Origin of the sequence: Loktanella sp. D2R18 (assembly GCF_003318235.1) — a bacterium.
GTDB lineage: Bacteria > Pseudomonadota > Alphaproteobacteria > Rhodobacterales > Rhodobacteraceae > Yoonia.
Map to the genome: position 1 here is coordinate 19308 of NZ_QOCG01000006.1, position 25626 is coordinate 44933.

21 protein-coding genes, 4 pseudogenes and 1 riboswitch are annotated in these 25626 nt (G+C 55.8%); of the genes and pseudogenes, 15 read left to right on the top strand and 10 right to left on the bottom strand.

The genetic code is table 11. From position 1 onward, the window contains the following. Nucleotides 1-192 precede the first annotated feature (192 nt). Nucleotides 193-1152, bottom strand: a complete 960-nt coding sequence (locus DS901_RS02745) for a LysR family transcriptional regulator (protein WP_113775410.1) — start codon at nucleotides 1150-1152, stop codon at nucleotides 193-195. Nucleotides 1153-1293: 141 nt separating this feature from the next. On the opposite strand from DS901_RS02745, the gene DS901_RS02750 reads away from it, so the two are divergent. The 12 genes and pseudogenes from DS901_RS02750 to DS901_RS02805 form a co-directional block, all read left to right on the top strand. Next, the gene (locus DS901_RS02750) at nucleotides 1294-2070 is read left to right on the top strand and encodes a transporter substrate-binding domain-containing protein (RefSeq protein ID WP_113775780.1); all 777 of its coding nucleotides are present in this window, start codon (nucleotides 1294-1296) and stop codon (nucleotides 2068-2070) included. A 158-nt stretch (nucleotides 2071-2228) separates the two neighbouring features. Further along, nucleotides 2229-2860: pseudogene (locus DS901_RS02755) on the top strand (amino acid ABC transporter permease). An 18-nt stretch (nucleotides 2861-2878) separates the two neighbouring features. Next, nucleotides 2879-3535 (top strand): amino acid ABC transporter permease, encoded by a 657-nt coding sequence (locus tag DS901_RS02760; protein ID WP_113775411.1) that lies wholly within the window; start codon nucleotides 2879-2881, stop codon nucleotides 3533-3535. A gap of 16 nt (nucleotides 3536-3551) precedes the next feature. Next, nucleotides 3552-4322 carry an amino acid ABC transporter ATP-binding protein gene (locus DS901_RS02765; protein ID WP_113775412.1) on the top strand — a complete coding sequence of 257 codons (771 nt, stop codon included), beginning with the start codon at nucleotides 3552-3554 and terminating at the stop codon, nucleotides 4320-4322. After that, entirely contained in the window at nucleotides 4319-5671 is a 1353-nt protein-coding gene (locus DS901_RS02770; protein ID WP_113775413.1) for an aminotransferase family protein, read from the top strand. Before DS901_RS02765 ends, DS901_RS02770 begins: the two co-directional genes overlap by 4 nt. Continuing rightward, the gene (locus tag DS901_RS02775) at nucleotides 5668-6360 is read left to right on the top strand and encodes a CoA transferase subunit A (RefSeq protein ID WP_113775414.1); all 693 of its coding nucleotides are present in this window, start codon (nucleotides 5668-5670) and stop codon (nucleotides 6358-6360) included. The genes DS901_RS02770 and DS901_RS02775 overlap by 4 nt, the downstream gene beginning before the upstream one ends. Further along, complete coding sequence (locus tag DS901_RS02780) at nucleotides 6347-7000, top strand: CoA-transferase subunit beta (protein WP_258546635.1); 654 nt, start codon at nucleotides 6347-6349, stop codon at nucleotides 6998-7000. Before DS901_RS02775 ends, DS901_RS02780 begins: the two co-directional genes overlap by 14 nt. Before the next feature lie 8 nt (nucleotides 7001-7008). Beyond that, nucleotides 7009-8301 (top strand): ArgE/DapE family deacylase, encoded by a 1293-nt coding sequence (locus tag DS901_RS02785; protein ID WP_113775416.1) that lies wholly within the window; start codon nucleotides 7009-7011, stop codon nucleotides 8299-8301. A 10-nt stretch (nucleotides 8302-8311) separates the two neighbouring features. Then, nucleotides 8312-9487 (top strand): annotated as a pseudogene (locus DS901_RS02790) (thiolase family protein). Nucleotides 9488-9497: 10 nt separating this feature from the next. Then, on the top strand, nucleotides 9498-10655 hold the full coding sequence (locus DS901_RS02795; RefSeq protein WP_309472522.1) for an amidohydrolase: 1158 nt from the start codon (nucleotides 9498-9500) through the stop codon (nucleotides 10653-10655). Beyond that, nucleotides 10652-10951 (top strand): annotated as a pseudogene (locus DS901_RS18945) (alanine racemase); the annotation flags it as partial. The gene DS901_RS02795 and the pseudogene DS901_RS18945, both read left to right, overlap by 4 nt. A gap of 50 nt (nucleotides 10952-11001) precedes the next feature. Beyond that, nucleotides 11002-11481: pseudogene (locus DS901_RS02805) on the top strand (IS3 family transposase); the annotation flags it as partial. A gap of 186 nt (nucleotides 11482-11667) precedes the next feature. Here DS901_RS02805 and gcvP read toward each other — a convergent pair. The 3 genes from gcvP to gcvT are packed head-to-tail and all read right to left on the bottom strand — an operon-like array spanning nucleotide 11668 to nucleotide 16028. Continuing rightward, the gene (gene gcvP / locus DS901_RS02810; RefSeq protein WP_113775419.1) at nucleotides 11668-14511 is read right to left on the bottom strand and encodes an aminomethyl-transferring glycine dehydrogenase; all 2844 of its coding nucleotides are present in this window, start codon (nucleotides 14509-14511) and stop codon (nucleotides 11668-11670) included. 15 nt (nucleotides 14512-14526) lie between these two features. Further along, a complete protein-coding gene (gcvH, locus tag DS901_RS02815) occupies nucleotides 14527-14886 on the bottom strand; it encodes a glycine cleavage system protein GcvH (RefSeq protein WP_113775420.1) in 360 nt (119 codons plus the stop codon). A gap of 20 nt (nucleotides 14887-14906) precedes the next feature. Next, nucleotides 14907-16028: a glycine cleavage system aminomethyltransferase GcvT gene (gene gcvT / locus DS901_RS02820; RefSeq protein ID WP_113775421.1), complete on the bottom strand. Its 1122-nt coding sequence runs from the start codon at nucleotides 16026-16028 to the stop codon at nucleotides 14907-14909. Between the two features lie 160 nt (nucleotides 16029-16188). Continuing rightward, nucleotides 16189-16273: riboswitch (glycine riboswitch) on the bottom strand. Nucleotides 16274-16392: 119 nt separating this feature from the next. Between gcvT and DS901_RS02825 the strand changes: the two genes are divergently transcribed. Then, nucleotides 16393-17130, top strand: a complete 738-nt coding sequence (locus DS901_RS02825; RefSeq protein WP_220150213.1) for an SDR family oxidoreductase — start codon at nucleotides 16393-16395, stop codon at nucleotides 17128-17130. 36 nt (nucleotides 17131-17166) lie between these two features. On the opposite strand, the gene DS901_RS02830 is transcribed toward DS901_RS02825, so the two are convergent. Continuing rightward, complete coding sequence (locus DS901_RS02830) at nucleotides 17167-18132, bottom strand: NAD(P)-dependent oxidoreductase (protein WP_113775423.1); 966 nt, start codon at nucleotides 18130-18132, stop codon at nucleotides 17167-17169. 96 nt (nucleotides 18133-18228) lie between these two features. On the opposite strand from DS901_RS02830, the gene DS901_RS02835 reads away from it, so the two are divergent. Continuing rightward, nucleotides 18229-19179 carry a 2-hydroxyacid dehydrogenase gene (locus tag DS901_RS02835; RefSeq protein WP_113775424.1) on the top strand — a complete coding sequence of 317 codons (951 nt, stop codon included), beginning with the start codon at nucleotides 18229-18231 and terminating at the stop codon, nucleotides 19177-19179. A gap of 4 nt (nucleotides 19180-19183) precedes the next feature. Here the strand turns inward: DS901_RS02835 and DS901_RS02840 are convergent, their stop codons facing one another. The 3 genes from DS901_RS02840 to DS901_RS02850 are packed head-to-tail and all read right to left on the bottom strand — an operon-like array spanning nucleotide 19184 to nucleotide 21516. After that, nucleotides 19184-20401, bottom strand: coding sequence for a S8 family serine peptidase (locus tag DS901_RS02840; RefSeq protein ID WP_113775425.1), 1218 nt, complete (start codon nucleotides 20399-20401; stop codon nucleotides 19184-19186). 24 nt (nucleotides 20402-20425) lie between these two features. After that, the gene (locus DS901_RS02845; RefSeq protein WP_147249836.1) at nucleotides 20426-20992 is read right to left on the bottom strand and encodes a hypothetical protein; all 567 of its coding nucleotides are present in this window, start codon (nucleotides 20990-20992) and stop codon (nucleotides 20426-20428) included. Beyond that, nucleotides 20989-21516, bottom strand: a complete 528-nt coding sequence (locus DS901_RS02850) for an RNA polymerase sigma factor (protein ID WP_113775427.1) — start codon at nucleotides 21514-21516, stop codon at nucleotides 20989-20991. The genes DS901_RS02845 and DS901_RS02850 overlap by 4 nt, the downstream gene beginning before the upstream one ends. A 233-nt stretch (nucleotides 21517-21749) precedes the next feature. Here DS901_RS02850 and DS901_RS02855 point away from each other — a divergent pair, with 233 nt between their 5' ends. Continuing rightward, nucleotides 21750-22745, top strand: coding sequence for a hypothetical protein (locus DS901_RS02855; protein ID WP_113775428.1), 996 nt, complete (start codon nucleotides 21750-21752; stop codon nucleotides 22743-22745). An 81-nt stretch (nucleotides 22746-22826) separates the two neighbouring features. Here the strand turns inward: DS901_RS02855 and DS901_RS02860 are convergent, their stop codons facing one another. Beyond that, nucleotides 22827-23609, bottom strand: a complete 783-nt coding sequence (locus tag DS901_RS02860; protein ID WP_113775429.1) for a carnitinyl-CoA dehydratase — start codon at nucleotides 23607-23609, stop codon at nucleotides 22827-22829. Next, nucleotides 23606-25624 (bottom strand): acetate--CoA ligase family protein, encoded by a 2019-nt coding sequence (locus tag DS901_RS02865; protein ID WP_113775430.1) that lies wholly within the window; start codon nucleotides 25622-25624, stop codon nucleotides 23606-23608. Before DS901_RS02865 ends, DS901_RS02860 begins: the two co-directional genes overlap by 4 nt. Between the last annotated feature and the right edge of the window lie 2 nt (nucleotides 25625-25626).

Below are 25626 nucleotides of genomic sequence, written 5' to 3' on the forward strand. Positions count from 1 at the left end.
AATGTTGAAAGTTGCGTTCTTGCAAATAAAATGCCCTTTTCAATAAGCGATATAATGGTGATTTCGCGTTGAAATTGGCTACTAAACGAAGAACATTTAGAAAGCGTCGTGCCATTCCGAAAAATGACACGCCACGCCAAATTGACCAGTCCTCTCAAGCGTAGCAAGCTAGATCTTGGAATTCAGAAGTAGCTATTTCCCATATGTTCTTTCTGCAATATCAAACTGGGAGATCTCCGTTTCGATCATAGAAAGGAAGGCCAACTCGGCCTCGGAATAGCGTCGGGCGGGATTGCTGATAAGGTAAATACTGACTTCCGGCAGATCCTCGTAGGGCGGGAGCTGGCGGATATGCCCCGCAGCAACGTCATGCCGAGCGACATGAATCGGCAAAGCGCCGATCCCCACATTAGCCATGATCAAGCGCCGTATTTCATTCAGACTGGAAGAGGCGCCACGCCAGTTGCGCGATAGGTTCAAACGGGACCGTAAGATGGAAATGATCTCGAGCGGTCCACCTTCAGCCTCGGTTTGAAAGGCAACGAAAGGTTCGCCTTCTAGATCTTCTTCGGAAATGTTTTCGGCGTTGAATAAGCGGTGCCGTGCCCCGCAGAATAGACCGAAATACTCTTTATAGAGCACCATTGTTTTCAGCTTCTCGGGATTGCGCGATAGCAGGCAAATCCCGAAACTTGACTGATTTAGGGCGACCATCCTCTCAACCTCGTCACTTTCGTTAACAAAGAACGAATAGGTCACGCCCGGATGAGCAGTCGAGAAACGATTAAGAAAATCATCAAAGTGCTCAGAGACCACTGAACTGGTGATTGCAACGGACAAATGCCCCCTTAGGTCGGTATTGTCTTCATTCAATATAGTCGGAAGCTGCGATACTGCCCCGAAAATCGTGGCGCATTCAGCGTAAAGTACCTGACCTGCGCGTGTGACAGTGAATTCGTTTGGTTTGCGGATGACAAGTATCTTGCCGACAGCTTGTTCCAGACGTTGGAGGGCCGAAGAAATTGTTGGCTGTTTCAAACCAAGGAAAACTGCAGCTTTCGATATGCCGCGCTGTTCCACGACCACCATGAAAGTGCGAAGCAAGTTCCAGTCAAGGTTCCAAGGAAAACGGTTACGATGGGGTGAAGTCATAGATTGAATCTATATTGTTGATGTTGAATATCTATTTGCCCAATACCTCAGGACATGCAAGTCTTTTGTTCAGAGCGGGTACAATCCGCCGATTTCCCGCAGGTGAAATGCCTGTAACAAAAAACCAACATGGAGATAAAAATGACATTACGCCGTACGCTCTTAAAGTCGGCCATTGTCGCGGCTGGCTTTGCTGTCGCCGGGCTGAATGCTGCTGCCGCAGATGAATTGGAAACCCTCAAAGAAAACGGCGTCATCCGCATTGCGATGTCGGGCGCCTACCCGCCCTTTAACTTCGTGAACGATCAGAACGAAGTTGTGGGCTTTGACCCAGCCGTTGGCGCCGAGATCGCCCGCCGCATGGGCATGGAAGCCGAGATCGTGACCACCGCTTGGGACGGGATCATTGGTGGCCTCTTGGCCAACAAATACGACGCGATCGTTGGTTCCATGACAATTACGGATGAACGCGACGAGGTCGTTGACTTTGTGGGCCCCTACTATTCGGATAAACGCGCCATTTTTACCAACCCCGGCTCTGGCATCAGCACCCTTGAAGATTTGGAAGGTAAGCGCGTAGGCTTGACCCTTGGTGAGACACATGAAGACTGGGCGCGCGAGCGGGGCTACGACATCAATACCTACAAGGGCCTGCCTGAACTTTTGCTTGAGCTGGAAAACGGGCGTGTCGATGCCATCGTGAACGATTCCATCGCTGCGATTCTGGCGATGAGCGCAAAGGAACAGGAATTCGAGATGTTCGCGGATCCCACAACCGAGCCTTTTGGAGCAGGTATTGCGATTCGCGAAGGCAACCCTGAACTGGCCGCTGAAATGCAGGCGGCGTTGGATTCCATGATGGAAGACGGCACCTACCTGCAGCTTGCCGAAGAGTGGATTGGCGCGGACATCCGCTAAGCACAAAGTTCCCCCCGTCATCGTTCATGGCGGGGGAAACTATCCTTGAAGAGGTCCACTTGGAGGCCTCTGACAATTAAAGAGGCTGCCTACCGGCTTAGGTGATGCGCTCGTTCTTGCGAGATCAACAATAGAGGCGTGAAATGGACATCGAACTGATGCTCAGGGTCTATCCGTTCTTTCTCGAAGCAGCTTGGGTCACCATCTTGCTTTCGATTCTCACGGCGATTCTTGGCCTGATCTGCGGGGCGCTGGGGGCGGCAGCGCGATTGTCGCGCTTTGCACTCGTACGCTTTCTAGGGGCAGCCTATGTAAGCGTGTTTCGCGGCACCCCGGCGCTGTTCAACTGTTTATTCTCTACTTCGGTGGCCCTCAAATCGGCATTCAGCTGGACGCGTTCGAGGCAGGAGTCATTGGGCTGGGGATCAACGCCGGAGCCTACATGACCGAAACGATCCGCGGTGCAATCATCTCGATCGACAAAGGCCAGCGTGAAGCCGCCCGGACTTTGGGCCTGAGCCAGTGGCAGGCGATGTACAAAATAACCTTGCCTCAGGCCGCTCGCCTGATGGTGCGCCCACTTGGCGTCAACCTGAATATGCTGATCAAGGCGACCGCACTCGTTGCTGCGATTTCGGTCATTGAACTGACTTACACCGCGCAGCGCTACATCGGATCAACCTACAAGCCGTTCGAAATGTTCCTGTTGGCAGGGATTCTTTACATGATCATCATCTATGTGACCGGCCGGGGCGTTGCCTGGCTGGACCGCAAAGTGCAGATCAACTGACCTGGAAGGACAAAGAAGATGGGTCTCGATTTTTCGGTTGTTCCACAATACCTCGATATCATCCTGCTGGGCTGTGCCTGGACGATCGGCATTACGCTCGCCGCTGCTGTGCTAAGCTTTTTCGGGAGGATCATATTTGCGGTAATCGCACTTTATACACCTTGGGTCATTCGGCAGCCGTTTCGCCTGATTGCTTGGGTCTTCATGGGCACACCGCTGCTCTTGCAATTGTTCCTTATCTATTTCGGTCTTGTACAGATTGGGATCGACCTACCGGCTTTCTTAGCGGGCATCATCGGGTTGGGACTGCATTTCGCAGTCTATAACTCGGAACTGATCCAGACTGCGATTCTATCCGTGGACAAGGGCCAGATGGAAGCTGCTCGCACTGTAGGGCTTAGCCGCGGTCAGGCCCTACGCAAGGTGGTTATTCCACAGGCAGTGCGCAGCGTTATCCCGCCAATTGGCAACAACATGATCGCGCTTCTTAAGGATAGCGCACTCGTCTCTGTCATCGGGGTGAGCGAACTAACTCTATCAGCGCAGCGGGTGATTGGCCGAACCTATCGTCCATTTGAGTTTTATCTCATGGCTGCCGCTTTTTACTATGTCATCAACCTCGGTATGGAATGGGTGCTCAGGAAAATTGAACGCCGCATCTCTTTATCGCGCTGATCTCAAGGGGCCACATATGACCGATCAGAAAGACTTCGTCCAAATTCGCCACGCTCAAAAAGCCTTTGGGAAGCTCGAGGTTCTCAAGGATATCAGCCTGAACGTCGAGCGCGGGCAGATCGTTGCGATCATCGGTCCATCAGGATCTGGGAAATCAACTTTACTGCGTGCCATCAACGATCTTGATCCTCTGACAGGGGGCGAAATCCTTCTAGATGGAGTGCAGGTGAACAAAACGCTGCCACACCGGCAATATGAAAAGCATATCAATGAAATGCGCCAGCAGATCGGTATGGTGTTCCAGCATTTCAACCTTTTTCCACATTTGACCGCACGCGAAAATGTCACCATGGCACCGAAGATGCTCAAGGGATTGTCCACAGAGGAAGCCGACGCACTCGCAGAAGAACAGCTTGATAAAGTGGGAATGCTTGAGCGTATAGATTACTATCCATCTCAGTTGTCTGGCGGTCAAAAACAGCGCGTTGCGATCGCGCGTGCTTTTGCAATGAGGCCTAAGCTAATGCTCTTTGATGAGGCAACATCAGCGCTTGATCCCGAATTGGTGGACGAAGTGAACCAGGTCATGAAGACGCTGGCCGAAGAACACATGACCATGATCATCGTTACCCATGAAATGGACTTTGCCGCTGCGGTCTGTGATCGGGTGCTGTTCATGGATCAAGGCGTTGTTGTTGAAGAAGGTCCGCCCGAGGTGGTGTTCAGGAACCCGACTCAGGAAAGAACCCGTGAATTCCTACGCAAGCATTTGGCAGGCGCGAAATGACCGACGAAACCTCTTATCTCTTTTATCAGTCGCGCAACCCACGCCCGTTTCTTGATCACGGCGAGGGCATCTACCTGTTCGATGAAGATGGCAAACGGTATATCGACGGTTCATCCGGGGCGATGGTATCCAATATCGGCCATTCCAATCCGCGTGTTCTGGCTAAGATGAAGGCCCAAATGGACAAGGCCACGTTCGGCTACCGTCTGCATTTCCGCACACACCCGTCCGAAGATCTGGCCGCCAAGACCGTGGCCATGACGCCTGACCGATTGGATCGCGTGTTCTTTGTCTCGGGCGGGTCCGAAGCGGTGGAAAGTGCTGTAAAGCTGGCGCGGCAGTACGCGCTGACACAGGGGCAGTCGGAACGCTACCGGGTCATCTCCCGTTTCCCATCTTATCATGGCTGCACATTCGGCGCGCTGGAGTTGACGGGCTATGCCCCTTTGCGTGATCCTTTCGCGCCCATGATGCAGGACATGCCAAAGATCGCGGCACCCGCGACCTATCTGGATCGGGACAACCTGACCGAGGAAGAGCGCGGCCTGAAATATGCCGAGCTTCTGCGCGACAAGATCGAGGAATTGGGATCAGAGACTGTTCTGGCCTTCCTAATGGAGCCTGTCGGGGGTGCCTCGACCGGAGCACTTGTGGCGCCCGACAGCTATTATGGCCGCGTGCGTGAAATCTGTGATGAATACGGCGTGCTGCTGATTTACGATGAGATCATGACCGGCGCGGGTCGGACAGGCAAGTTCCTAGCGGCGGAACACTGGGGCATCACCCCTGATATCGTGGCCATGTCCAAGGGCTTTGGTGCGGGCTACGCGCCACTCGGTGCAATTATTGCGGGCGCCCGTTTGGTCGAGCCGGTTCTAGATGCAGGCGGATTCCTGCATGGGTTCACCTATGCGGGCAATCCTTTGGCCTGTGCGGCCGGGCTAGCTGTACTGGAAGAGATGGAAGACCAGGGATTGATCGAAAACGCAGCGCGCATGGGCGAAGTGCTCATGGATGAATTGCGCGCATTGATGGATCGTTACCCCTTCATCGGTGATGTGCGCGGCAAAGGGCTTTTGACGGCGTTCGAGTTTGTCGCGGACCGTCACACCATGGCACCGCTTGATCCAAAGCTGAACGCCTACGAGCGACTTGTCGAACTGGCCTATTCACGTGGCCTGATTATCTATTCGCGGCGCACAAGGGGCGGAAAAGAAGGGGACCATTTCCTTGTTGCCCCCCCACTAATCATCACTGAAGAGCAGATCCAAGAAATGATGGTAATCCTGCGTGACGCCTTGGATGCGTTTGCAGATGAAGTTGGTTTGTCAGTGGAGACGGCGGCATGAAGCTTCCTGATAAGCGATGCGCCATCCCGGACGCGGTTGCCAAGATCAAAGACGGCGACACAGTCATGGTCGGTGGCTTCGGCGTACCGGGCACGCCCATGACGCTGATCCATGCTTTGGTCGCACACGGTGCCCGGAACCTGACCCTGATCAAGAACGATGCGAATGAGCCGGGCATGGGCATTGATCACCTTTTGCAAAGCGGGCAGGCCACGCGCTTGATCACCACACACCTTGGTTTGAACGGCACCGCGATTGCCTTGATGAATACCGGTAAGCTGGCAGTGGAATTCAATGCGCAAGGAATTCTAGCTGAACGCATCCGAGCCGGTGGCGCAGGCATCGGCGCTATTCTCAGCGATATCGGGATCGGGACAGAATTGGCCAACGGCAAACAGGTCGTCGAAATGGAAGGCGAAGACTATGTGGTAGAGCCTGCCCTGCGCGCCGATGTCGCCCTGATCCATGCTGATCGCGCCGACAGTTTTGGCAATCTGGCCTATGTCGCGACTGCTCGGAACTTTAACCCACTGATGGCAATGGCCGCCAAATGCGTCATCGCCGAAGCCGAGACTGTCCTGCCACTGGGTGAGCTTCGGGCGGACGATGTTCACACGCCCGGCGTATTTGTCGACCACGTCACAGCACTCGGCGAACTATCAAAGGAATACGTTGTTGTCCGACGTTAGAGAACGCATGGTGGCCCGCGCCGCGCGGGAAATCACATCGGGCATGGTGGTCAATCTCGGGATTGGTCTGCCGACGAAGGTGGTCAATCATCTGCCAGCTGATTTCCCCGTGTGCTTGCATACCGAAAATGGCCTGACTGGTATCGGCCCGACCCTCTCCCCGGAGAAAGCGGATCGAAACTTGATCGATGCGGGTGGCGCCTATGTCTCCACAGTTCCGGGGTCGGCCTTTTTTGATAGTGCCACCAGCTTTGCCATCGTCCGGTCCGGTCGCCTAGATCTGACGATGCTGGGCGCGTTCGAGGTCAGCGCTGCGGGCGATCTAGCCAATTGGAAGATCCCCGGCAAATTCAGTCCCGGCGTCGGCGGCGGAATCGAGCTTGCGCAAAAAGCGCGGCGGGTTGTGGTTTTGACCACCCATACCGACCGCGCAGGAAACCCTAAGCTGAGGCAGACCTCTTCACTGCCGCTGACGGCCCGCGCTTGTGTTTCGCGGATTTTTACCGACATGGCGGTGATCGACGTTAGCGCAGATGGTTTTGTCCTTGTTGAAACCGCAGACGGTATCAGCACCGCCGACGTGGTCGCGGCAACTGATGCGCCCTTGATCGTGCCTGATACGTGCCTGCCAATATTCTGAGAAGTCCAATGCAAGATGACCTGAAGACCCGCCTGTGTGATGCCGTCGATCAAGAGTTCGACAGACAGATTGCTTTTTTGTCCACGCTGACCTCGCATCCTTCGACCCGCGGAAACGAGCAATCGGCCCAAAGCTTCATGGCCGATGAACTGGCCACGCGTGGCTATCAGATTGACCGCTGGCAAATTGATATCGTTGACATCCAGCATTTACCGGGCTTTTCGCCAGTGCTGGCCCCCTACGAGGATGCAGTGAATGTCGTTGGCATCCACCGGCCCAAAACGCAGCAAGGCCGGTCGCTTATCCTGAACGGTCACATCGACGTGGTCCCTGCCGGGCCGCTGGACATGTGGGACAGTCCACCGTTTGAACCACGGGTCGCGGACGGTTGGCTTTATGGCCGCGGCGGCGGCGATATGAAGGCTGGTCTTGCGTCGAATCTCTTTGCGCTTGATGCGCTGACGACTTGCGGGCTTGGACCGGGGGGCGATGTCTATTTTCAATCCGTGGTCGAGGAAGAATGTACCGGCAACGGGGCGTTGGCATGTTTGGCGCGCGGCTATACCGCCGATGCAGCGCTGATCCCGGAGCCATTTTCCGAACACCTTGTCACCGCCCAACTGGGTGTCATCTGGTTTCAAGTGCATCTAAAAGGCCTGCCGGCCCACGTCGCCTATGCCGGGAGCGGATCAAACGCAATCGAGGCGGCCTTTCCGCTGATCCACGCTTTGCATGAGATGGAGCATCGTTGGAACGCGCCGGAAAACCGGCCCGCCGAATATGGGCATATGGACCACGCGCTGAACCTCAATATTGGCAAGTTTGAGGGGGGCGACTGGACAAGTTCCGTTCCCGCGTGGAGTGTGTTCGACGTCCGCATGGCGATCTTCCCGGGACAGTCGATTGAGGCCGCCAAAGCTGAAATTGAACAAGTTATCATGGATGCGGCGCGTGAAAACGCATTTCTGCGGAACTCACTACCCGAGATCGCTCATCACGGGTTTCATGCCGAAGGATACGCGCTATCGCGCGACAGCTCTGCGAACGCGACCTTGGCCATTGCGGCGCTGGACAATGCGCACGTAAGCGTCAGCGGAGAAGCCTTACAGCGCGAGGCCATAACTGCAACCACAGATGCGCGTTTTTTTGGACTTTATGCGGACACACCAGCATTGGTCTATGGCCCGCGCGCCGTAGCGATCCACGGGTTCAACGAACGCGTCGATCTTGAAAGCATGCGTCGCATCACCAAGGCAACCGCACTATTTATCGCCGATTGGTGCGGCACAGAAGAGATATAGGGGCTATTTCATGCGCGAAGCTGTCATTGTTTCAACCGCCCGCACACCGATTGGCAAAGCCTATCGTGGGGCGTTCAATAACCTAGAGGTTCCCAGTCTAGTTGCCCCTGCAGTCAAGGCAGCTTTAGCCCGCGCCGGATTAAGTGGCGGCGAGGTGGAAGAAGCCGTTTTCGGCTCGGCCCTGACGCAGGGATCAGCTGGTATCAACGTCGCGCGCCATATCGTTCAGGCCGCTGGACTGCCGGATAGTGTGGCAGGGGCGACAGTCGACCGTCAGTGTGCCTCTGGCTTGAACGCGATTGCCATCGCATCCCACATGGTGCGCTGTGAAGGCGTAGATGTGGCGCTGGCCGGTGGTGTGGACAGCATTTCACTGGTGCAGAATGCGCATTGGAACAGCTACCGCTACCGCGACCCCTTGGTGCGTCAGGAATACTACCTTGGGATGCTCGACACGGCCGAGGTGGTCGCCGAACGGTATGGTGTCACCCGCGCGGCACAGGATGCCTATGCGCTGCAAAGCCAGATGCGCACAGCCAAAGCGCAGGGGGCGGGGATTTTCGCGGACGAAATCGTGCCGCTTGAAGCCGTCAAGCTTGTCACGGATAAGGGTACGAGAGACACCCGTGAAGAAACGGTGCACCTTGAGCAGGACGAGTGCAACCGCCCCGGCACCACAGCCGAAGGGCTGGCCAGCCTCGCCGCCGTGCAAGGCGAAGGCAAGACTGTCACAGCAGGCAATGCGAGCTAATTATCCGACGGGGCCGCAGCTTTGGTCGTCATGGAAGCGACAGAAGCGGAGCATCGCGGGCTTGCGCCTCTTGGGGCACTGCGTGGCTTTGCCGTGGCGGGTGTTGCGCCCGAGGAAATGGGGATCGGCCCGGTGGTGGCTATTCCACGCCTTTTGGCCCGCGCTGGCCTGACTTTGGATGACATCGATCTGTGGGAAATCAATGAAGCATTTGCCGCCCAACTGCTTCATTGCCGCGATGCTTTGTCGATCCCTGATGATCGGCTGAACGTGAATGGCGGTGCCATTTCCATTGGCCACCCCTACGGCATGTCCGGGGCGCGCATGGCGGGGCATATCCTGCTCGAAGGCCGCCGCCGGGGCGTGAAATGGGGCGTCGTTTCCATGTGCGTTGGTGGCGGACAAGGTGCGGCTGGCCTGTTCGAAATTTTCTGAAGGTATGACAATGCAAACGCTCACGCCGCAACAACTTATGCAGCTAACATCGCTGCGGCACGAACTGCACCGCACTCCTGAAATTTCGGGTGAAGAACGCTCAACAGCCAAGCGTATCAGCGCCGAGCTTGAGGGGCTTGGGTCTGACCGTATCTGGCGTAATCTTGGTGGAAACGGCGTCGCGGCTGAGTTCAAAGGTGCAGCCCCTGGTCCCACTGTGTTGCTGCGTTGCGAACTTGACGGGTTACCAATCCGCGAACTGTCCGATCTGCCGCACAAATCCATGGTTGATGGCAAGGGTCACCTTTGCGGGCATGATGGCCATATGGTGTCCATGCTGGGCGTTGGTATGCGACTCACGCTTCGACCTGCGTCTGGCCGCGTGATCTTGCTGTTCCAACCCGCCGAAGAAACTGGTGCGGGCGCGAAGGCTATCGTCGAAGATGAGAGATGGGCGGAAATTCGTCCTGACTATGCCTTTGCCTACCACAATGTACCGGGCCGCCCGCTAGGGGAAATCGGGCTGCGTTCGGGGCCTGGCAATTGTGCGTCGCGCGGCATGCAGATTCTGCTTGAGGGAAAAAGTTCTCATGCTGCTGCACCCGAAGACGGGTTGTCACCCGCCAGTGCGATGGCCGCTCTGATGACCTCTTTACCGGCGTTGGGAAATGGGCAGATCGGGGATGATGATTTCGCGCTATCCACGCTGACGCACGCCCATTTGGGCGAGCCAACCTTTGGCATTTCACCCGCAGAGGGCGAGTTGCGGTTGACCCTGCGCACCATGTCAAACGCGCGCATGGAAACGTTGATCGCCGACGCGCTGGCGGAGGTGGACCACAGAAAGGGCACGCTGAAGGTGGACGTCCATTGGCATGATATCTTTCCGTCCGTCGTGAACGATAATGATGCAACGGCCATCGCACGAGAGACGGCTCTGGGATTAGGACATGCGATTAACGAAATGGACGTGCCAATGCGTTGGTCCGAAGATTTTGGGCGCATCGGTGATGACGGGCCCAAAGCGACCATGCTATACATCGGTGCAGGTGAGACACAGCCTCAGTTGCATAACCCCGACTATGATTTCCCTGATGCTTTGCTTCCCGTCGTCATCGACCAGTTCTGTGGGATTGTCGAAAGGCTGTTAGGCCCACCCCGATCATGACCGTAGATAATCATCTTGGGTCGTGGTGCGAAATCCATCTCGATCGGATTTCCCGCAATTTGAAGCTGACGCTCGGGCTTGTTCCCTCAGGACGCAGGCTCTGCGCGGTGCTCAAGGCCGATGCCTATGGCCATGGGATCAAACAGGTCGTGCCCTTGATGCAGGCACAGGGCGTCAGATGTATCGGCATTACGTCAAATGCCGAGGCCCGCGCCGTGCGCAAAGCGGGATTCAACGGCACCATAATTCGCCGGCGCGCTGCGACACCTGACGAAATCGACAACGCATTGGACGCGCAGATAGAAGAACAAGTCAGTTCTATCGCCATTGCTGAAAGGTTGGCCTCAATCAAAAGTGGGCCGGAGACATCAGCTACATCTGAACCAGTGAAGGCTGGCTTTATCTGGCCGTCATCCTTGACCTGTACTCTCGCCGCGTCATCGGTTGGGTCGTCAGCAACCGGATGAAGCGAGATCTGGCGATCAGGGCATCAGATATGGCCGTTGCTTTGCGACAGCCGCCCGAAGGCTGCATTTATCATACGGACCGCGGGTCGCAATATTGTTCCAATGAGTATCAACGTCGTCTTTCAAAGCATGGCTTCAAGGTCTCAATGAGTGGCAAGGGCAATTGTTACGACAATTCCATGGTGGAAACGTTCTTAAAATCCTTCAAGGCAGAGCTGATTTGGCGGAACCGTTGGGAAACACGACGTCAGGCTAAGGGCGCAATATTCCAGTACATTAATGGCTTTTATAACCCGCGCCACCACGACTCATCGCTCGGCGGCAAAAGCCCCTTGGCTTTCGAGCGAAAGGCCGCATAAATGAGTTGAGAGGCCGGAACATAAGCGCGACAAGACCACCTTATGCAAAGCTCTGTGTTGTTCTCATCCCATCAAACGCCAGCGACAATCAATATGTAAAGACAACAAAGTGCGCATCAAGACTGGCGGGTCACGCGCGGTTTTACCTGCGCGCGCTCGTGCCCATTGATGTATTTTTCGTGCAGGCTATGTGTCTGCGTCGGCATAGCTTTCCATCGGGGGGCAGCTGCAGGTCAGATTACGGTCGCCCCATGCGTTGTCGACCCGGTTCACAGGCGGCCAATACTTGTCGACCCGGAACGCGCCCGGCGGGAAGCAGCCAGTTTCGCGGCTATAGGGGCGGTCCCAGTCTTTGACGAGATCTTCCATTGTGTGCGGCGCATGTTTAAGCGGGCTGCTCGTGGCGTCGATTTTGTCCTCCTCGATCTCGCGAATTTCAGCACGAATGGCGAGCATCGCGTCGCAGAACCGGTCGAGTTCTGCTTTGTTTTCGGATTCTGTGGGCTCGATCATCAAGGTGCCCGCGACTGGCCAGCTCATGGTTGGGGCGTGGAAACCGTAATCGATCAGGCGCTTGGCGATGTCGTCCACGGTCACGCCTGCACTTTCGGCATAGGGACGCGTGTCGATGATACATTCATGTGCGACCCGACCTGTCGGGCCCCTATACAAAACGTCAAACGCCCCTTCGAGCCGCTTTGCGATGTAATTAGCGTTCAGAATGGCCACCCGCGTCGCTTGGGTCAGCCCATCACCGCCCATCATCAAACAATAGGCCCATGAAATTGGGAGCAAGGATGGCGACCCGAATGCGGCGGCAGAAACCGCGCCTTCGCCGCTCGTGGGATCGCCGGGCAGATGCGCGATTAGATGGCTTTTGACGCCTATTGGTCCCATACCTGGGCCGCCGCCGCCGTGCGGAATGCAAAAGGTTTTGTGCAGGTTCAGGTGGCTGACGTCGCCCCCCAAATCACCGGGGCGTGACAGGCCCACCATGGCGTTCATGTTGGCGCCGTCGATGTAAACCTGACCCCCATGGTCATGCACAATCTTGCAGACATCGATCACGGTTTCTTCGAACACACCATGGGTGGAAGGGTAGGTGATCATGCAAGCGGCTAGGTTGCTCGCGTGTTCCGTGGCTTTGGCGTGGAAATCTTCGAGGTCGATATCGCCGTTCTCTGCGGATTTCACAGGGATCACTTTCCAACCGACCATTTGCGCTGAGGCCGGGTTCGTGCCATGCGCGGACATGGGGATCAGGCAGATATTGCGATGCCCTTGACCATTTGCGCGGTGATACCCTGCGATGCTCAGCAGCCCCGCATATTCGCCCTGCGCACCAGAATTGGGCTGCATGGAAATCGCGTCATAGCCCGTCACATCGCACAGCTTCGCTGAAAGATCGTCGATCATCTCCGTATAGCCAGCCGCCTGATCGCGTGGGATATACGGATGGAGCAGAGAAAATTCATCCCAAGAGACGGGCATCATTTCGGCAGCTGAATTCAATTTCATCGTGCAGGACCCTAGCGGGATCATTGCACGATCCAGCGCGAGATCACGATCCGCAAGGCGGCGCATGTAGCGCATCATTTCAGTCTCAGAACGGTTCATATGAAACACCGGGTGGGTCATGAATTCTGAACGTCGGATTAGTTTTTCAGGCACATGATAATGCGGGGTGTAATCTTTGTCGGTGCGATCAATGCCAAAGGCACGCCAAACGGCCTCAATGGTGCCTGACCGTGTGCGTTCATCAAGCGTGATGCCTACCTGCGTTGTCCCGACTTTGCGTAGGTTGATGCCTTCGTCCACGGCCGATTTCATCACGGCGGCCTGCATCGGGCCGACGTTGACGGTGATCGTATCAAAGAACGTTGCGGGATGAATTTCAAACCCAGCAACGCGCAACCCTTCGGCCAAGCGGGCCGTTTTGCGGTGGATGCGTTGGGCAATCGCGCGCAGACCAACCGGCCCGTGAAAAACCCCATAGAACCCGGCCATCACAGCCAATAGCGCTTGCGCAGTACAGACGTTTGATGTCGCTTTTTCGCGGCGGATGTGTTGTTCGCGAGTTTGTAACGATAGGCGGTAGGCGCGATTGCCAAGGCTGTCGATGGACACCCCAACAATGCGACCCGGCATAGAGCGCGCGTAGTTCTTTTTGGTCGCCATATAGGCAGCATGGGGGCCACCGTAACCAACAGGCACGCCAAAGCGTTGCGTGCTGCCCACGGCAATATCAGCGCCCATCGCACCCGGTTCTTTGAGCAAAGTCAGCGACAATGGGTCTGCGGCTATGACGCCAATCGCCTTGGCTGCGTGAAGCTTTTCCATTTCAGGCGTGAAATCACGCAGATGGCCATGGGTGCCGGGAAACTGAAAAATTGCGCCGAAAACGGCGTCAGGGTCCAGATCATCGGGGTGGCCCACTGTGATCTCAATCCCGAGCGGGGCGGCACGGGTCTTCATGACCGCGATGTTTTGCGGATGACAGTTTTCGTCGATGAAAAAGCCTTTAACCTTGGTCTTGGCGATACGTTGGGCCATTGTCATGGCTTCAGCGCAAGCTGTCGCCTCGTCCAGCAAAGACGCATTTGAAATTTCAAGCCCGGTAAGGTCAGACACCATCGTTTGAAAGTTCAACAGGGCCTCAAGCCGCCCTTGCGAGATTTCCGGCTGATAGGGCGTATAAGCCGTGTACCACGCGGGATTTTCCAATATATTGCGTTGGATCGCGGGCGGTGTGACCGTGCCGTGATACCCTTGTCCAATCAGCGAGGTTAGCACCTTGTTCTTTGATGCGGTGACCTTCATGTGGTGCAGTAATTCTTGCTCAGACAATGGCCTGCCAAAATCAAGCGGCTTTTCTTGCAAAATTTTTGCAGGCAGCGTGTCCGCGATCAACGCATCAAGATCGTCAGCCCCTACGACATCAAGCATGTCATCCATCTCGGCCGGGGAAGGGCCGATGTGGCGACGATTGGCGAAATCATAAGGCAAGTAATCGGTAGGGGTGAAGGTCATGACAGGTTCCGCGCGTTAAGAGATCAGGGAAGTATAGGCAGCTTCGTCCATGTAGCTGTCCATCTGTGAGGGGGCGGACGGTTTGATTTTAAAGAACCAACCAGCGCCTACCGCGTCTTCGTTAACGAGCCCGGGGTTATCGCCCAACGCCTCGTTCACGGCGATGATTTCACCGTCGATTGGGGCCATGATGTCGGACGCGGCTTTAACGCTTTCGATCACGACGACTTCGTCGTCTTTTGCAACAGTTGTGCCCGTTTCAGGCAGTTCAACAAAGACGATATCGCCCAGCTGTGTGGTTGCGTGTTCTGTGATGCCGACTACAACAACGTCGCCTTCGGTGCGTAGCCATTCGTGTTCTTTGGTGAATTTCATGATTAGGTCTCCGGGGGTGATTAACGTTTGAAATTGGCGGGGGTAAACGGCAGCTGTGTGACGGTCAGGGGCAGACGCTTGCCGCGTAATTCGCCGTAAACTGTGGTGTCATTGGTGGCCAATGCGGTGGGCAGGTAGCCCATCGCGACAGGGCCGCCGACAGTCGGGCCAAATCCACCTGAAGTGATTTTGCCAATGGGGTCCGCATCGTCTGCATTCGCAAAAAGCAAGACACCTTCGCGCATCGGTGCGCGCCCCTCGGGGCGCAGGCCAACGCGTTTTACGTCAGCACCATTAGCGAGTTCAGCGAGGATAACGTCAGCGCCGGGAAACCCGCCTGCGCGGTCCCCATCTGTGCGGCGCACCCTTTGGATCGCCCAATTTAGTGCGGCGGTCGTTGGCGTGGTGTCTGTGTCGATGTCATGGCCATAAAGGCAAAGTCCGGCCTCAAGCCGGAGGCTGTCGCGTGCGCCCAGCCCAATTGGTGCGACGTCATCATGCGCCAAAAGCTGCTTGGCCAACGCACTGGCCTGTGCTGATGGGACAGAGATTTCATAGCCGTCTTCGCCCGTGTATCCGGACCGCGATACCCAGCATTCCACGCCGGCAAGCGTGAGTGTCGCAACATCCATGAACCGCATGTCCGCGGCTTTGGGATCAAGCGTTGCTAAAACTGATTCTGCTGCCGGACCCTGAAGTGCCAGCAACGAGCGGTCCGTGATTTCGGTAACAGTGACGCCAGTCAGGTTTGATTGCATATGCGCGATATCTGCGGCCTTACAGACGGCGTTCACGACGACAAATACATGGTCGCCACGGTTTGCGAGCATGAGATCATCCATGATCCCGCCTGCGTCATTGGTAAAAAAACCGTAACGCTGGCGATCAACTTCCAGCCCAAGGATGTTCACGGGGATAAGGGCTTCGAGCGCTAATGCCGCCGTTTCAAAATTGTCACCTTTGACGATCACTTGGCCCATATGGCTGACGTCAAATAACCCGGCTTTGGTGCGGGCCTGCGTGTGTTCTTGCATCACGCCCATCGGATATTGTACGGGCATAGCGTAGCCCGCAAAAGGCACCATTTTGGCCCCAAGTTCTACATGCAAGTCATAAAGCGCAGTGCGCAGTAATTCGGACATCAACGGCCTCTTTCCATTCGGCCGATCAGATATAAAAATATCCAACGGCACCACTTCGGCGCAACGGCGAAAGCCTTGCGCGTGATGCCCCCTCTGTCCTTGCGCCTGAGATTGCTATCCCTTCGGCGGGCACGCTTATGTGCCACTCTCCAGAGTCTTCTTGTCAACATCGGTCCGTGGGCCTGAGAGTTTCCGAGGCGGTTGCTCCTTCGGCACCAGTGAACTGGTTCTCCCGATATTGTGGCCGTTACATGCCCTGTCAGCGCGATCCAATCAAGACTTATGTTTGATATAGGTCCTACAATTAGATGCACCCAAGCGCTTATTTTGATGCTATGTTTATGTAAAATAGGGGAGAATAAGCGTGACGAAAATTGCATTGGTAACGGGTGGCGGGTCCGGAATTGGGCGGGCCTGCGCGGTGGCGCTCGCGCAAAACGGATTCAAAGTTGTGGTGACTGGCCGCAAAATCGCTGCCTTAGAGGAAACCGTGGCGATGATGCAAAGCGGTGCAGCGATTGTCTGCGATGTCACGGATGCCGATGCTGTTGACGCGCTATTTGCACAGATTGAACGTGACTATGGGCGGTTGGATTTGCTGTTTAATAACGCGGGCAATAATGTGAAGGCGGCGCCGATCGGGGATATTCCGCCCGAAGATTTTTTGACCGTAATGAATGTGAACCTATACGGTGCATTTCTAGCCGCGCGCGGTGCTTTCAATTTGATGCGCAAACAAGACCCGCAAGGCGGGCGTATCATCAATAACGGATCTATTTCGGCGGCTGTGCCACGCCCGGGATCAACCCCCTATACGGCGTCAAAACATGCGATAACGGGGATGACCCGGTCGGTTTCATTGGATGGGCGTCCCTATAACATCGTGTGCGGTCAGATTGATATTGGAAACGCCGCCTCTGAAATGACGGTGCAATTTGAAAAAGGGGTGCCGCAGGCGGATCTTTCGATCAAATCCGAACCTGTGATGGATGTCGCGCATGTTGCCGAGACGTTGGTACATATGGCCAAATTGCCGCTATCAGCGAATGTGCAATTTGTGACTGTGATGGCGTCGACCATGCCATTTATCGGGCGGGGGTAGCTGCGCCCCACTGATGCCGGGGGGCGCAGACGTTGATTAGCTCGGTTTCAAACGATCAGCGAAGTAGTCGAGCATTTCGGGAACCATCGCATCACCGCGCCCCTGATCAACTGCTTCGCGCAAGGCGCCAAGCGCGCCGGCTGCCATGATTGATGGCGCACCTGCGTCGCGTGCCATTTGGTCGTAATAGCCTACATCTTTGGTCGCGTTGCGGATTGAGAACGCCAGTTTGTTTGGATCGCCTTCAAGCGCGTAGGCTGACCAAAGGTTCATGAACGGTGATCCGAGCGGACCCGCAAAGATCACGTCAAACAGCTGACGGCGATCAACACCGACGATGTCGCCCATGGTGAATGCTTCGCCCAAGGCAGCACCAATTGTTTGACCAAAGAAGTTGTTGATCAGCTTGATCGCATGGCCGTTGCCCAATTGTCCAAGGTGAAAGACGTTTTCGCCCAGATCGTTCAGCACGGGCAGGACCTGATCAAAGGCGGCCTTGTCGCCCGAACACATCAGGTTCAGTTTGCCGTCATATGCTTGGGTTGGCGTGCGGCCAATCGGTGCGTCTAAATAGGTACCGCCCGCTGCGGCGACTTCTTCACCCAAAGCACGCGTAGAGCCGGGCAGGGACGTGCCAAAATCGATCACGATCTGACCGGGTTTCATCCCCGCGATAACACCGTCATCGCCGCGCATCCGACCTTCGACGTGCTCTGATGTGCCCATGCACAACAGCACAACGTCACAGTTTGCTGCGACGTCCCGCGCAGATGTCGCCTCGGTCGCGCCGCGCGCGATGGCTTTGTCAATTTCTGTCCGGTCACGGTTGCCAAGAACGGTGACAGCATAGCCTTGATCCTGTAGCCGCGACACCATCGCCCCGCCCATTAAGCCTAGCCCAATAAATCCAATATGTGGTTGTGTCATGGTTTCCTCCAATTTGTCGTTGCCATTGGCGTAACGGCTCACTTCGCGTAAAGCAACAGGGTTACTAGTATACATTTTATTCGCCGGTGCTCAAACGGCTCTCAACCTATGTATTTGACACAATTGTCTGGTTGCGCGATGCAGGCGCATCTTTTTTGAAGGACGCCATTGATGTCAGAACTCCTTATCCTGAGCACAATTACGGATCACATGCGTAGCCGTATTGAGGCTGCATTTGATGCAACTGTGCTTGCAGATGTCGATCAGGATGCCTGGCTTGCACAGTATGGTGCTGATGTTCGATTTATCTTGACGGGTGGCCATCTCGGTGTGCCTGCAGACATTTTTGCGCGTTTGCCCAACGCAGAGATCATTAGCAGCAACGGGGTGGGCTATGATGGGGTCGATACAGATGCCGCGACCGCGCGCGGTGTGCCCGTCTGCCATACGCCAAATGTGCTGAACCAAGAGGTCGCGACGACGGCGCTCATGCTTTACATCGCAGCGCTACGTAACTTTGAGGCCGAAATCGCCAATGCGCGTAGTGGCAATTGGGAAAAGTCGGGCAACCTGCCTTTGGCCCGTTCCGCAGACCAGCGGAAGATCGGGATTCTGGGGCTTGGGCGGATCGGCAAAGCGATTGCTGCGAAGCTTGCGCCGTTTGATCCCACGATTGTCTACTATGGGCGCTCACAACAAGACGTGCCGTTTCCCTACTACGATGATTTGGTGGCGATGGCGCGTGATTGCGATGCGCTTATCTGTGTGGCACCGGGCGGTGCCGCGACCCATCATTTGATCGACCGTGCTGTGATGGATGCGCTGGGCCCGGAAGGCGTTTTGATCAACGTTGGGCGTGGGTCTGTGGTTGATGAGGCCGCGCTTATTGCCGCCTTGCAGGAAGGGCGATTGGGAACGGCCGCCTTGGATGTGTTCGACGCAGAGCCGCATATCCCTGCAGCCTTGCGCGCGCTCCCAAACGTGATTTTGACCCCGCATATCGGCAGCGCGACCGTTGAAACGCGTCACGCGATGGGGGATTTGGCGATTGATAACCTCATCGCGTGGAAAAACGGACAGCCGTTGATTTCACCCGTCCCTGAAAGTGCCGGGTTGCTGTGAACGCCTAGCAGCCGATATCGCGCACAAGCCCCCACCCGTACTGCGGATCATGCCCGGGGTCACCAAGGTCTACGGTTTGGGTGCGTAGTCGTTCACGCACTACGCCAACAGAGTTCCCGCCAACACGCGCGGCAAGTGCGGTGATGATCGGCGCAGCATAAGACGTTCCCGTCGCATAGCCACCGCCATTAGGTCGCGCAACATAGATGTCCACACCCGGGGCTGCAAATGCGATATGATCGCCCCAATTAGCAGAGCGATAACGTCGCATCGCGGCATCAACGGCGGTTACGGCGATCACAGATGGCGATACGGCAGGCAGCGTGTCAGCGTCGCGCCCACCATTGCCGGCCGCCGCAATCATGATCGCGCCAGCCTGTTCGGCTTGTGTAAGAATATCTGCGAGAACCAGATTGGGCGGCCCGGCAAAGGACATGTTGATCAGGTGCACATCGTTGGACAGCATCCAGCTGAGCGAAGCGGCGATCCGGTCAACATCTGCGGCGACCCCACTATGTTCGCGGGCAAATGCGTTCATCGCAAACAGGTGCGCGCCGGGGGCGTAACCTAACAAGGTGTCATTCGGATCTTCACCAACAATGAGGGCTGCAACGGCCGTGCCATGCCGTGCCCCAGAGGCGCGTTGGTCACCAAATAGCGCGGTCTGGGTGGTAACAGACGCCTGCTGCAAGGCTGGGTGCGTGACATCAACCGGGCCGTCGATAAGCCCGATCTTTTGGGTTTGGCGCTGGCGACACGCACCGCTATCGCCGATAAGACTTGACGCATAAAGCCGCGGTGCCCCCTGCGCGAACTGGTATAGGTTGTTGAAATCAACCCGATGACCAGACCCTGTTCGGTCTAGCAAGCGCTGCGCGACCCCACGGTCAAGCTGACGACCAATATCAAACACCATCATGCGCCGATCAAGTGGGACCAGATCGCGCGATGAAATAAGGCGCGCCCCCGCATCTTCGAGCGCAGAAATCGCGATGGGTGCGGTGCTGATCGGGCCGCTCACAACAAATTCGGCGCGGTCACGCGATAGATAGGCGACGTCGACATCACGTTCTGGCCATATCGGGCGCGGCCGATCATCCCGCTCGCTCGTGTTAGGTACTGGTGCGGGTGCGGTGATTTGCGCCGCAGCAATGGATGGCAGTGCTGCAAAAATAATTAAGGCAACGATCTGTAACAGACGAATTAACGGGTTAGATGGCATCACTTACCTCTTGGTTTCGAGTACCTATTCGAGCGACTCAATAATTGTTGTTGCAGCTTGTAGACGGGCTTTGGCCGCGTTTATGTCAGCCCCTTCTATCAGGGCCAAACGGTAAAGCCCAAGCGCAGAGGGTCCAGACACAATTTCAACCTCAGCATCAAGTAACAGCGCGCGCAAGGCGGATTCAGTCGTGTCAGGGGCGACAGTAACCGTGAAGGCCGCGGGGGTTTCACCTGCAAGCTCAAACCCTGATCCGGTATCACCGGGTTGCATGAGCAATGCCGTTTGCCCAACCGCCACCGCGAGAAGGACCGCAGCAGCGATCTGCCAGATGCGCGCGCGCGGGGCTGCGGATTGCGCTGCAGGTGCATCGATGTCGCGCATAAGTCGCGCAAGTCCCAATTCGCCGGGGCTAAATCCGGTATTCTCGGCTTGCATCGTTGCACGCATGTTTTTGAGCGCGGCCAGTTCCGCAGCAAGGCTTAGATCATTTTCAACGGCAGCTTGGACCTGCGCCAGCTCTGCGCCTTCTAACGTTCCATTAGCAAGGAACGGGAGCATTAGCGCGGCGTCTTGTGATGACATGCTCATGTTGCGGCCCCCGTTTCAAAGGCTGACAGGCAGCGCATCAGCAGCTTTTTCGCGTGGAATATCCGCGTTTTGATCGTACCTTCGGCGGTGTCACAGACCTTTGCAATTTCGCGGTAGCTCATGTCTTCCCAAAATGCCAATGCGATGGCGCTGCGATGTTCATCGCTCAGGCCATCCATACAGTGCCGGACTTGGGCCGCGTCTTGACTGGCGACAATGCAGGTTTCCGCGCTGTCGCTGTCATCAATGACCTCGGGTGGGGTATCTGTCACGCTGGTGCGGCCAGCCTTGCGGTGTCGGTCGATCACCTTGCGGTAAGCAATGCCAAATATCCACGTCTGCACTTTCGATCTCCCTTCAAAACGGCTGGCAGAGCGCCAGACTTCGATAAACACGTCATGAAGTATGTCGGATGACTCGTGCGGATCGTTCAATCTTGAGAGAATAAATCTGTAGACGGGTTTTTCTAATGCGCGGTAGAGCGCGGCCAATGCTGTCCGGTCGCCGTCCGCGATACGGTGCATGAGCTGTGCCTGTTGGTCCAAAATATACCTCGTTATGCTGCGCGCGACTGCTTCTTGACTACGCAAAATTACGATCCCTGCCAAGAGAGATGCGTTCGCACCCCGGTGCCAAGGGCTTTCGGTGGCGATTTTGCGCGTATGTTGCTGTACGCGCCAAAATACTTGCCCGTTTTGACGATAGTGCGCGTATAACTGAGCCTATTGAAGATATTTTTATAATAAGGACATATACCATGTGGGATTTTAGTATGGGAACTGCGCTGGGATTGATGCGCAAGACGGCGCCGTTCCTGTTGTTTCGGATCGTTGTCTATTTTGGCATCGCCCTTGCCTATATTCTGGCGACGGGGACCGGTGCAGGGATTGGTTATGGCGTTGGTGGGTTCGGTGACGATGATTTTCAAGCGAGCACGACAATGTGGGGCGGTGCGATCGGATTTGGCGCGACGGCGACAGTGCTTTATTTGATGCGCGAATACCTGCTTTATATCGTCAAAGCAGGCCATATTGCCGTGATGGTTGAGGCCTTGGATGGCCGCGAACTACCAAACGGGCAGGGGCAAATCGCCTATGCAAAAACAATCATCACAGAACGGTTTGGTGAAGCCTCGGTGCTGTTTGGCATTGATCAGCTGATCAAAGGTGTGGTGCGGGCCGTCACCGGGTTGATCCAAGGCCTGCTTTCAATAGTACCGATTCCGGGGCTTGATAAGGTGATGGCCTTGGTCCGCGCCTATTTGAGACTCGCCGTAGGTCTGGTGGACGAGGTGATCTTGGCCCACGGATTGCGCACCCGCGCCGAAAACCCCTATGCGTCGGCCAAAGAGGCGCTGGTGCTTTACGGACAAAACGCCAAGCCAATGTTGATCAATGCAGCTTGGCTGACGCTGTTCACATGGGGGCTGTCGCTGGTTGTGTTTTTGGTGATGTTGGCACCTGCAGCGGCGATTGTTTACGCGATGCCGGGCGCGTGGTCGGCGGGCGGCATGGGCTTTGCGCTTTTGTTTGCTTGGGCCGTGAAGGTTGCCGTGATCGAGCCCTTTGCGATTGCCTGTCTTTTGCAGGCATTTTTTAAGGTGACCGATGGCCAAACGCCAAATCCAGAATGGGAAGCCAAACTGGATGGCGCTTCCAAAAAATTCAAAACGTTGGGCGAACGCGCAGTCAACTGGGCCGGTGGGGGGCGCAGTAAACCAGTATCAGACGTGCCCGAAACGCCCAACGCTTGATCCTGAATATGGCCCGCATGTGCAGAATGCGGGCCGTACTTTTGATGACCTCGTGCGCTGTAGCTCGCTGTGGTGGACGGGCTAACACCCTTTCCATACAGGATCGCGCTTTTCGGCAAATGCGCGCGCGCCTTCGGCGTTGTCGTCGGACCCATACAGTACGTCGACTGTTTTCAGTTGGCGTTTAGTGATGCGGTTCATCGCGTCTTGGAATTTGCTATCTTCGGCATCGCGCACGATTTCCTTGATAGCAGCATAAACCAGCGGCGGCCCTGATGCCAATGTGCGGGCCATCTCCCAAGCCTGTGCCATCAAATCGCCTGCTGGGTGGATATGGTTCACAAAACCCCAACGGTGGGCTTCTTCGGCATCCAACCACCTGCCCGTGAACAGCATTTCCATCGCGATGTGATAGGGGATACGTTTTGGCAGTTTCACCGATGCGGCATCAGCAACAGTCCCTGACGTGATTTCTGGCAAGGCAAAGCTGGCATGATCTGCCGCTAAAATAATGTCCGCGGACAGGGCCAATTCAAGCCCGCCACCACAGCAAATGCCGTTTACGGCCGCAATGACCGGTTTGTTCATGTCACGCAGTTCTTGTAGGCCGCCAAAGCCGCCAACCCCGTAATCCCCATCGACCTCATCGCCGTCAGCGGCTGCTTTCAGATCCCAGCCGGGGCAAAAGAATTTTTCGCCAGCACCTGTGACAATGGCGACCCGCAATTCGGGATCATCGCGAAACTGGGCAAATGTCTCACCCAAGATACGGCTGGTTTGCAGATCAATGGCGTTGGCTTTGGGGCGATCCAAGATCACCTCTAAAATCGCGCCGTCGCGGCGGGTTTTTACGGGGCTTGTCATGATGTTCCTTTCACCAAAAGCGTGTCGGCAATGATTGCGCGGTCTTTTGTACATATCAATGGATTGATTTCGATTTCTGCGATCTGATCAGCGTGCGCGATCACATAGGTTTGTAAGCGCAGAACCGCGTCTACAATCGCGTCCAGATTGGCCGGCGCAGCGCCACGAAAGCCAGTCAAAAGCGTATTGATTTTGAGCTTTGCCAACGCCCGTCGTATGTCACCATCTGTTGTCGGCAGCAAAAGCGATTGTCGATCATCAAGCAATTCGGTCAAGGTTCCCCCCGCAGCCAAGGTCAGGACGAACCCATGTGCGGGATCAGCGACGACACCGATCAACAGTTCTGCAATCGTGCTGGTGATCATTTCTTCGACCAGAAAGCTGGTTGTAGGCATTGCCTGCGCCGCCCGAAGCAACTGATCGTTGTCCATGATATTCAGCACAACAGCACCGGCTTCGGTTTTATGTGCGATACCTTCGCCCTTTAAAACTAAGGGAAACCCGATTTTTTCGGCTTGTTCAGTCAACGCCGACAATGCGAGCCCGCCTGCGCTTTGCGGAATGTCCAGTCCGTAACCTGCAAGGGCGCGTTTTGCGTCGCCTTCGCTTTGGGCGGTTGTCGCGTCAAAAATCGGTGCGGTCAGTAACGGGCTATGGGCGCCAGCCCCAACCGCCGCCGCCGCAGAAATGGCTTCACAGCTTGTCCCGAAATCACATAGTGGCACGATCCCGGCGGCGAACAAACGCTTTGCAATCGTTTCAGGTAAATTCTCCGCTATCGACGCGAGCACAGCGAATGGACGGCCTGTTTGTTGCGCGGCATCTTCGATGGCCTCTATCGCGATCATCCATTCATCGGCCTCACAAATGTCGAGCCGGGGGAAATCAAGCACGATGACCGTCAGATCGATATCGTCGCCGGTCATCGCGGCATAGACCGCCGTCATTGCGGCTTTGTCGCGCCAAATTTGAGTATGGTAATCCAGCGGATTCGCCAGATGTACAAGCGAGCTAAGGTGCTTGTCCAACGCAGTTGCTTGATGCGGCTGCAATGGTGGAAAGGTTACCCCAAACTCTGCGGCAGTATCTGCCATTACACTTGCTTCGCCGCCCGAACAGCTAAGCGACGCGATCCGTCGACCGGACAATGGGCCGTGACAATGCAGTATTTTGAGCGTCTCAAGCAGTGCGACAGGCGATGCCACGCTGGCAATGCCAAGTCGTGCGAGTAAGGCGTCCGACCCAGCGCTGCTGCCCGCAAGCGACGCGGTATGCGATATGGTCGCGATTTGCGATTCAGTAGATCGTCCAACCTTCAACGCGACGATTGGTTTATTTAATTCTTGTGACAATCGCGCCAATTCTTCAAACGCCAACACGTCGCCAAAGCTTTCGATATAAAGTCCAAGCGCCGTTACCCGTTCGTCACGGATCACCGTCTGCGCAATATGTGCCAACCCTTGTTGTGCCTGATTGCCCGCTGTGATCACATAGGTGATTGGTAGACCGCGTTTCTGCATCGTCAAGTTAATCGCGATATTCGATGATTGGGTCAGGATCGCGACGCCTGTTTCAACCGGGCTAAGACCGTGCTGATCCGGCCAAAGGGCCACCTGATCAACCGCATTCAGAACGCCGTAACAATTTGGCCCGAGAATGGGCATATCGCCCGCGGCGGCCAACAGTTGGTCGTTCAAAACCTGACCATCATCGGTTTCTTTAAACCCACTGGCAAAACAAACCGCACCACCAGCACCCAATTCGTGCAATTCACCAACCAATGTGATCGTGGCATTGCGGTTGACGCCGATAAAGGTCGCATCAGGCGCGGCGGGCAGATCTGCCAAGCTGCGAAAGGCGGTCAGGCCAGCGACCGTATCTTTTTTTTGGTGTACCGGCCAAATCTCGCCGGAAAATCCGATTTTCTGGTTCTGTGCGATGACAGCTTCGCACCAGGCCCCACCGCCGACAACGGCGATGGTTTTGGGACGCAACAGGCGTTCAAGATCAGTCATTG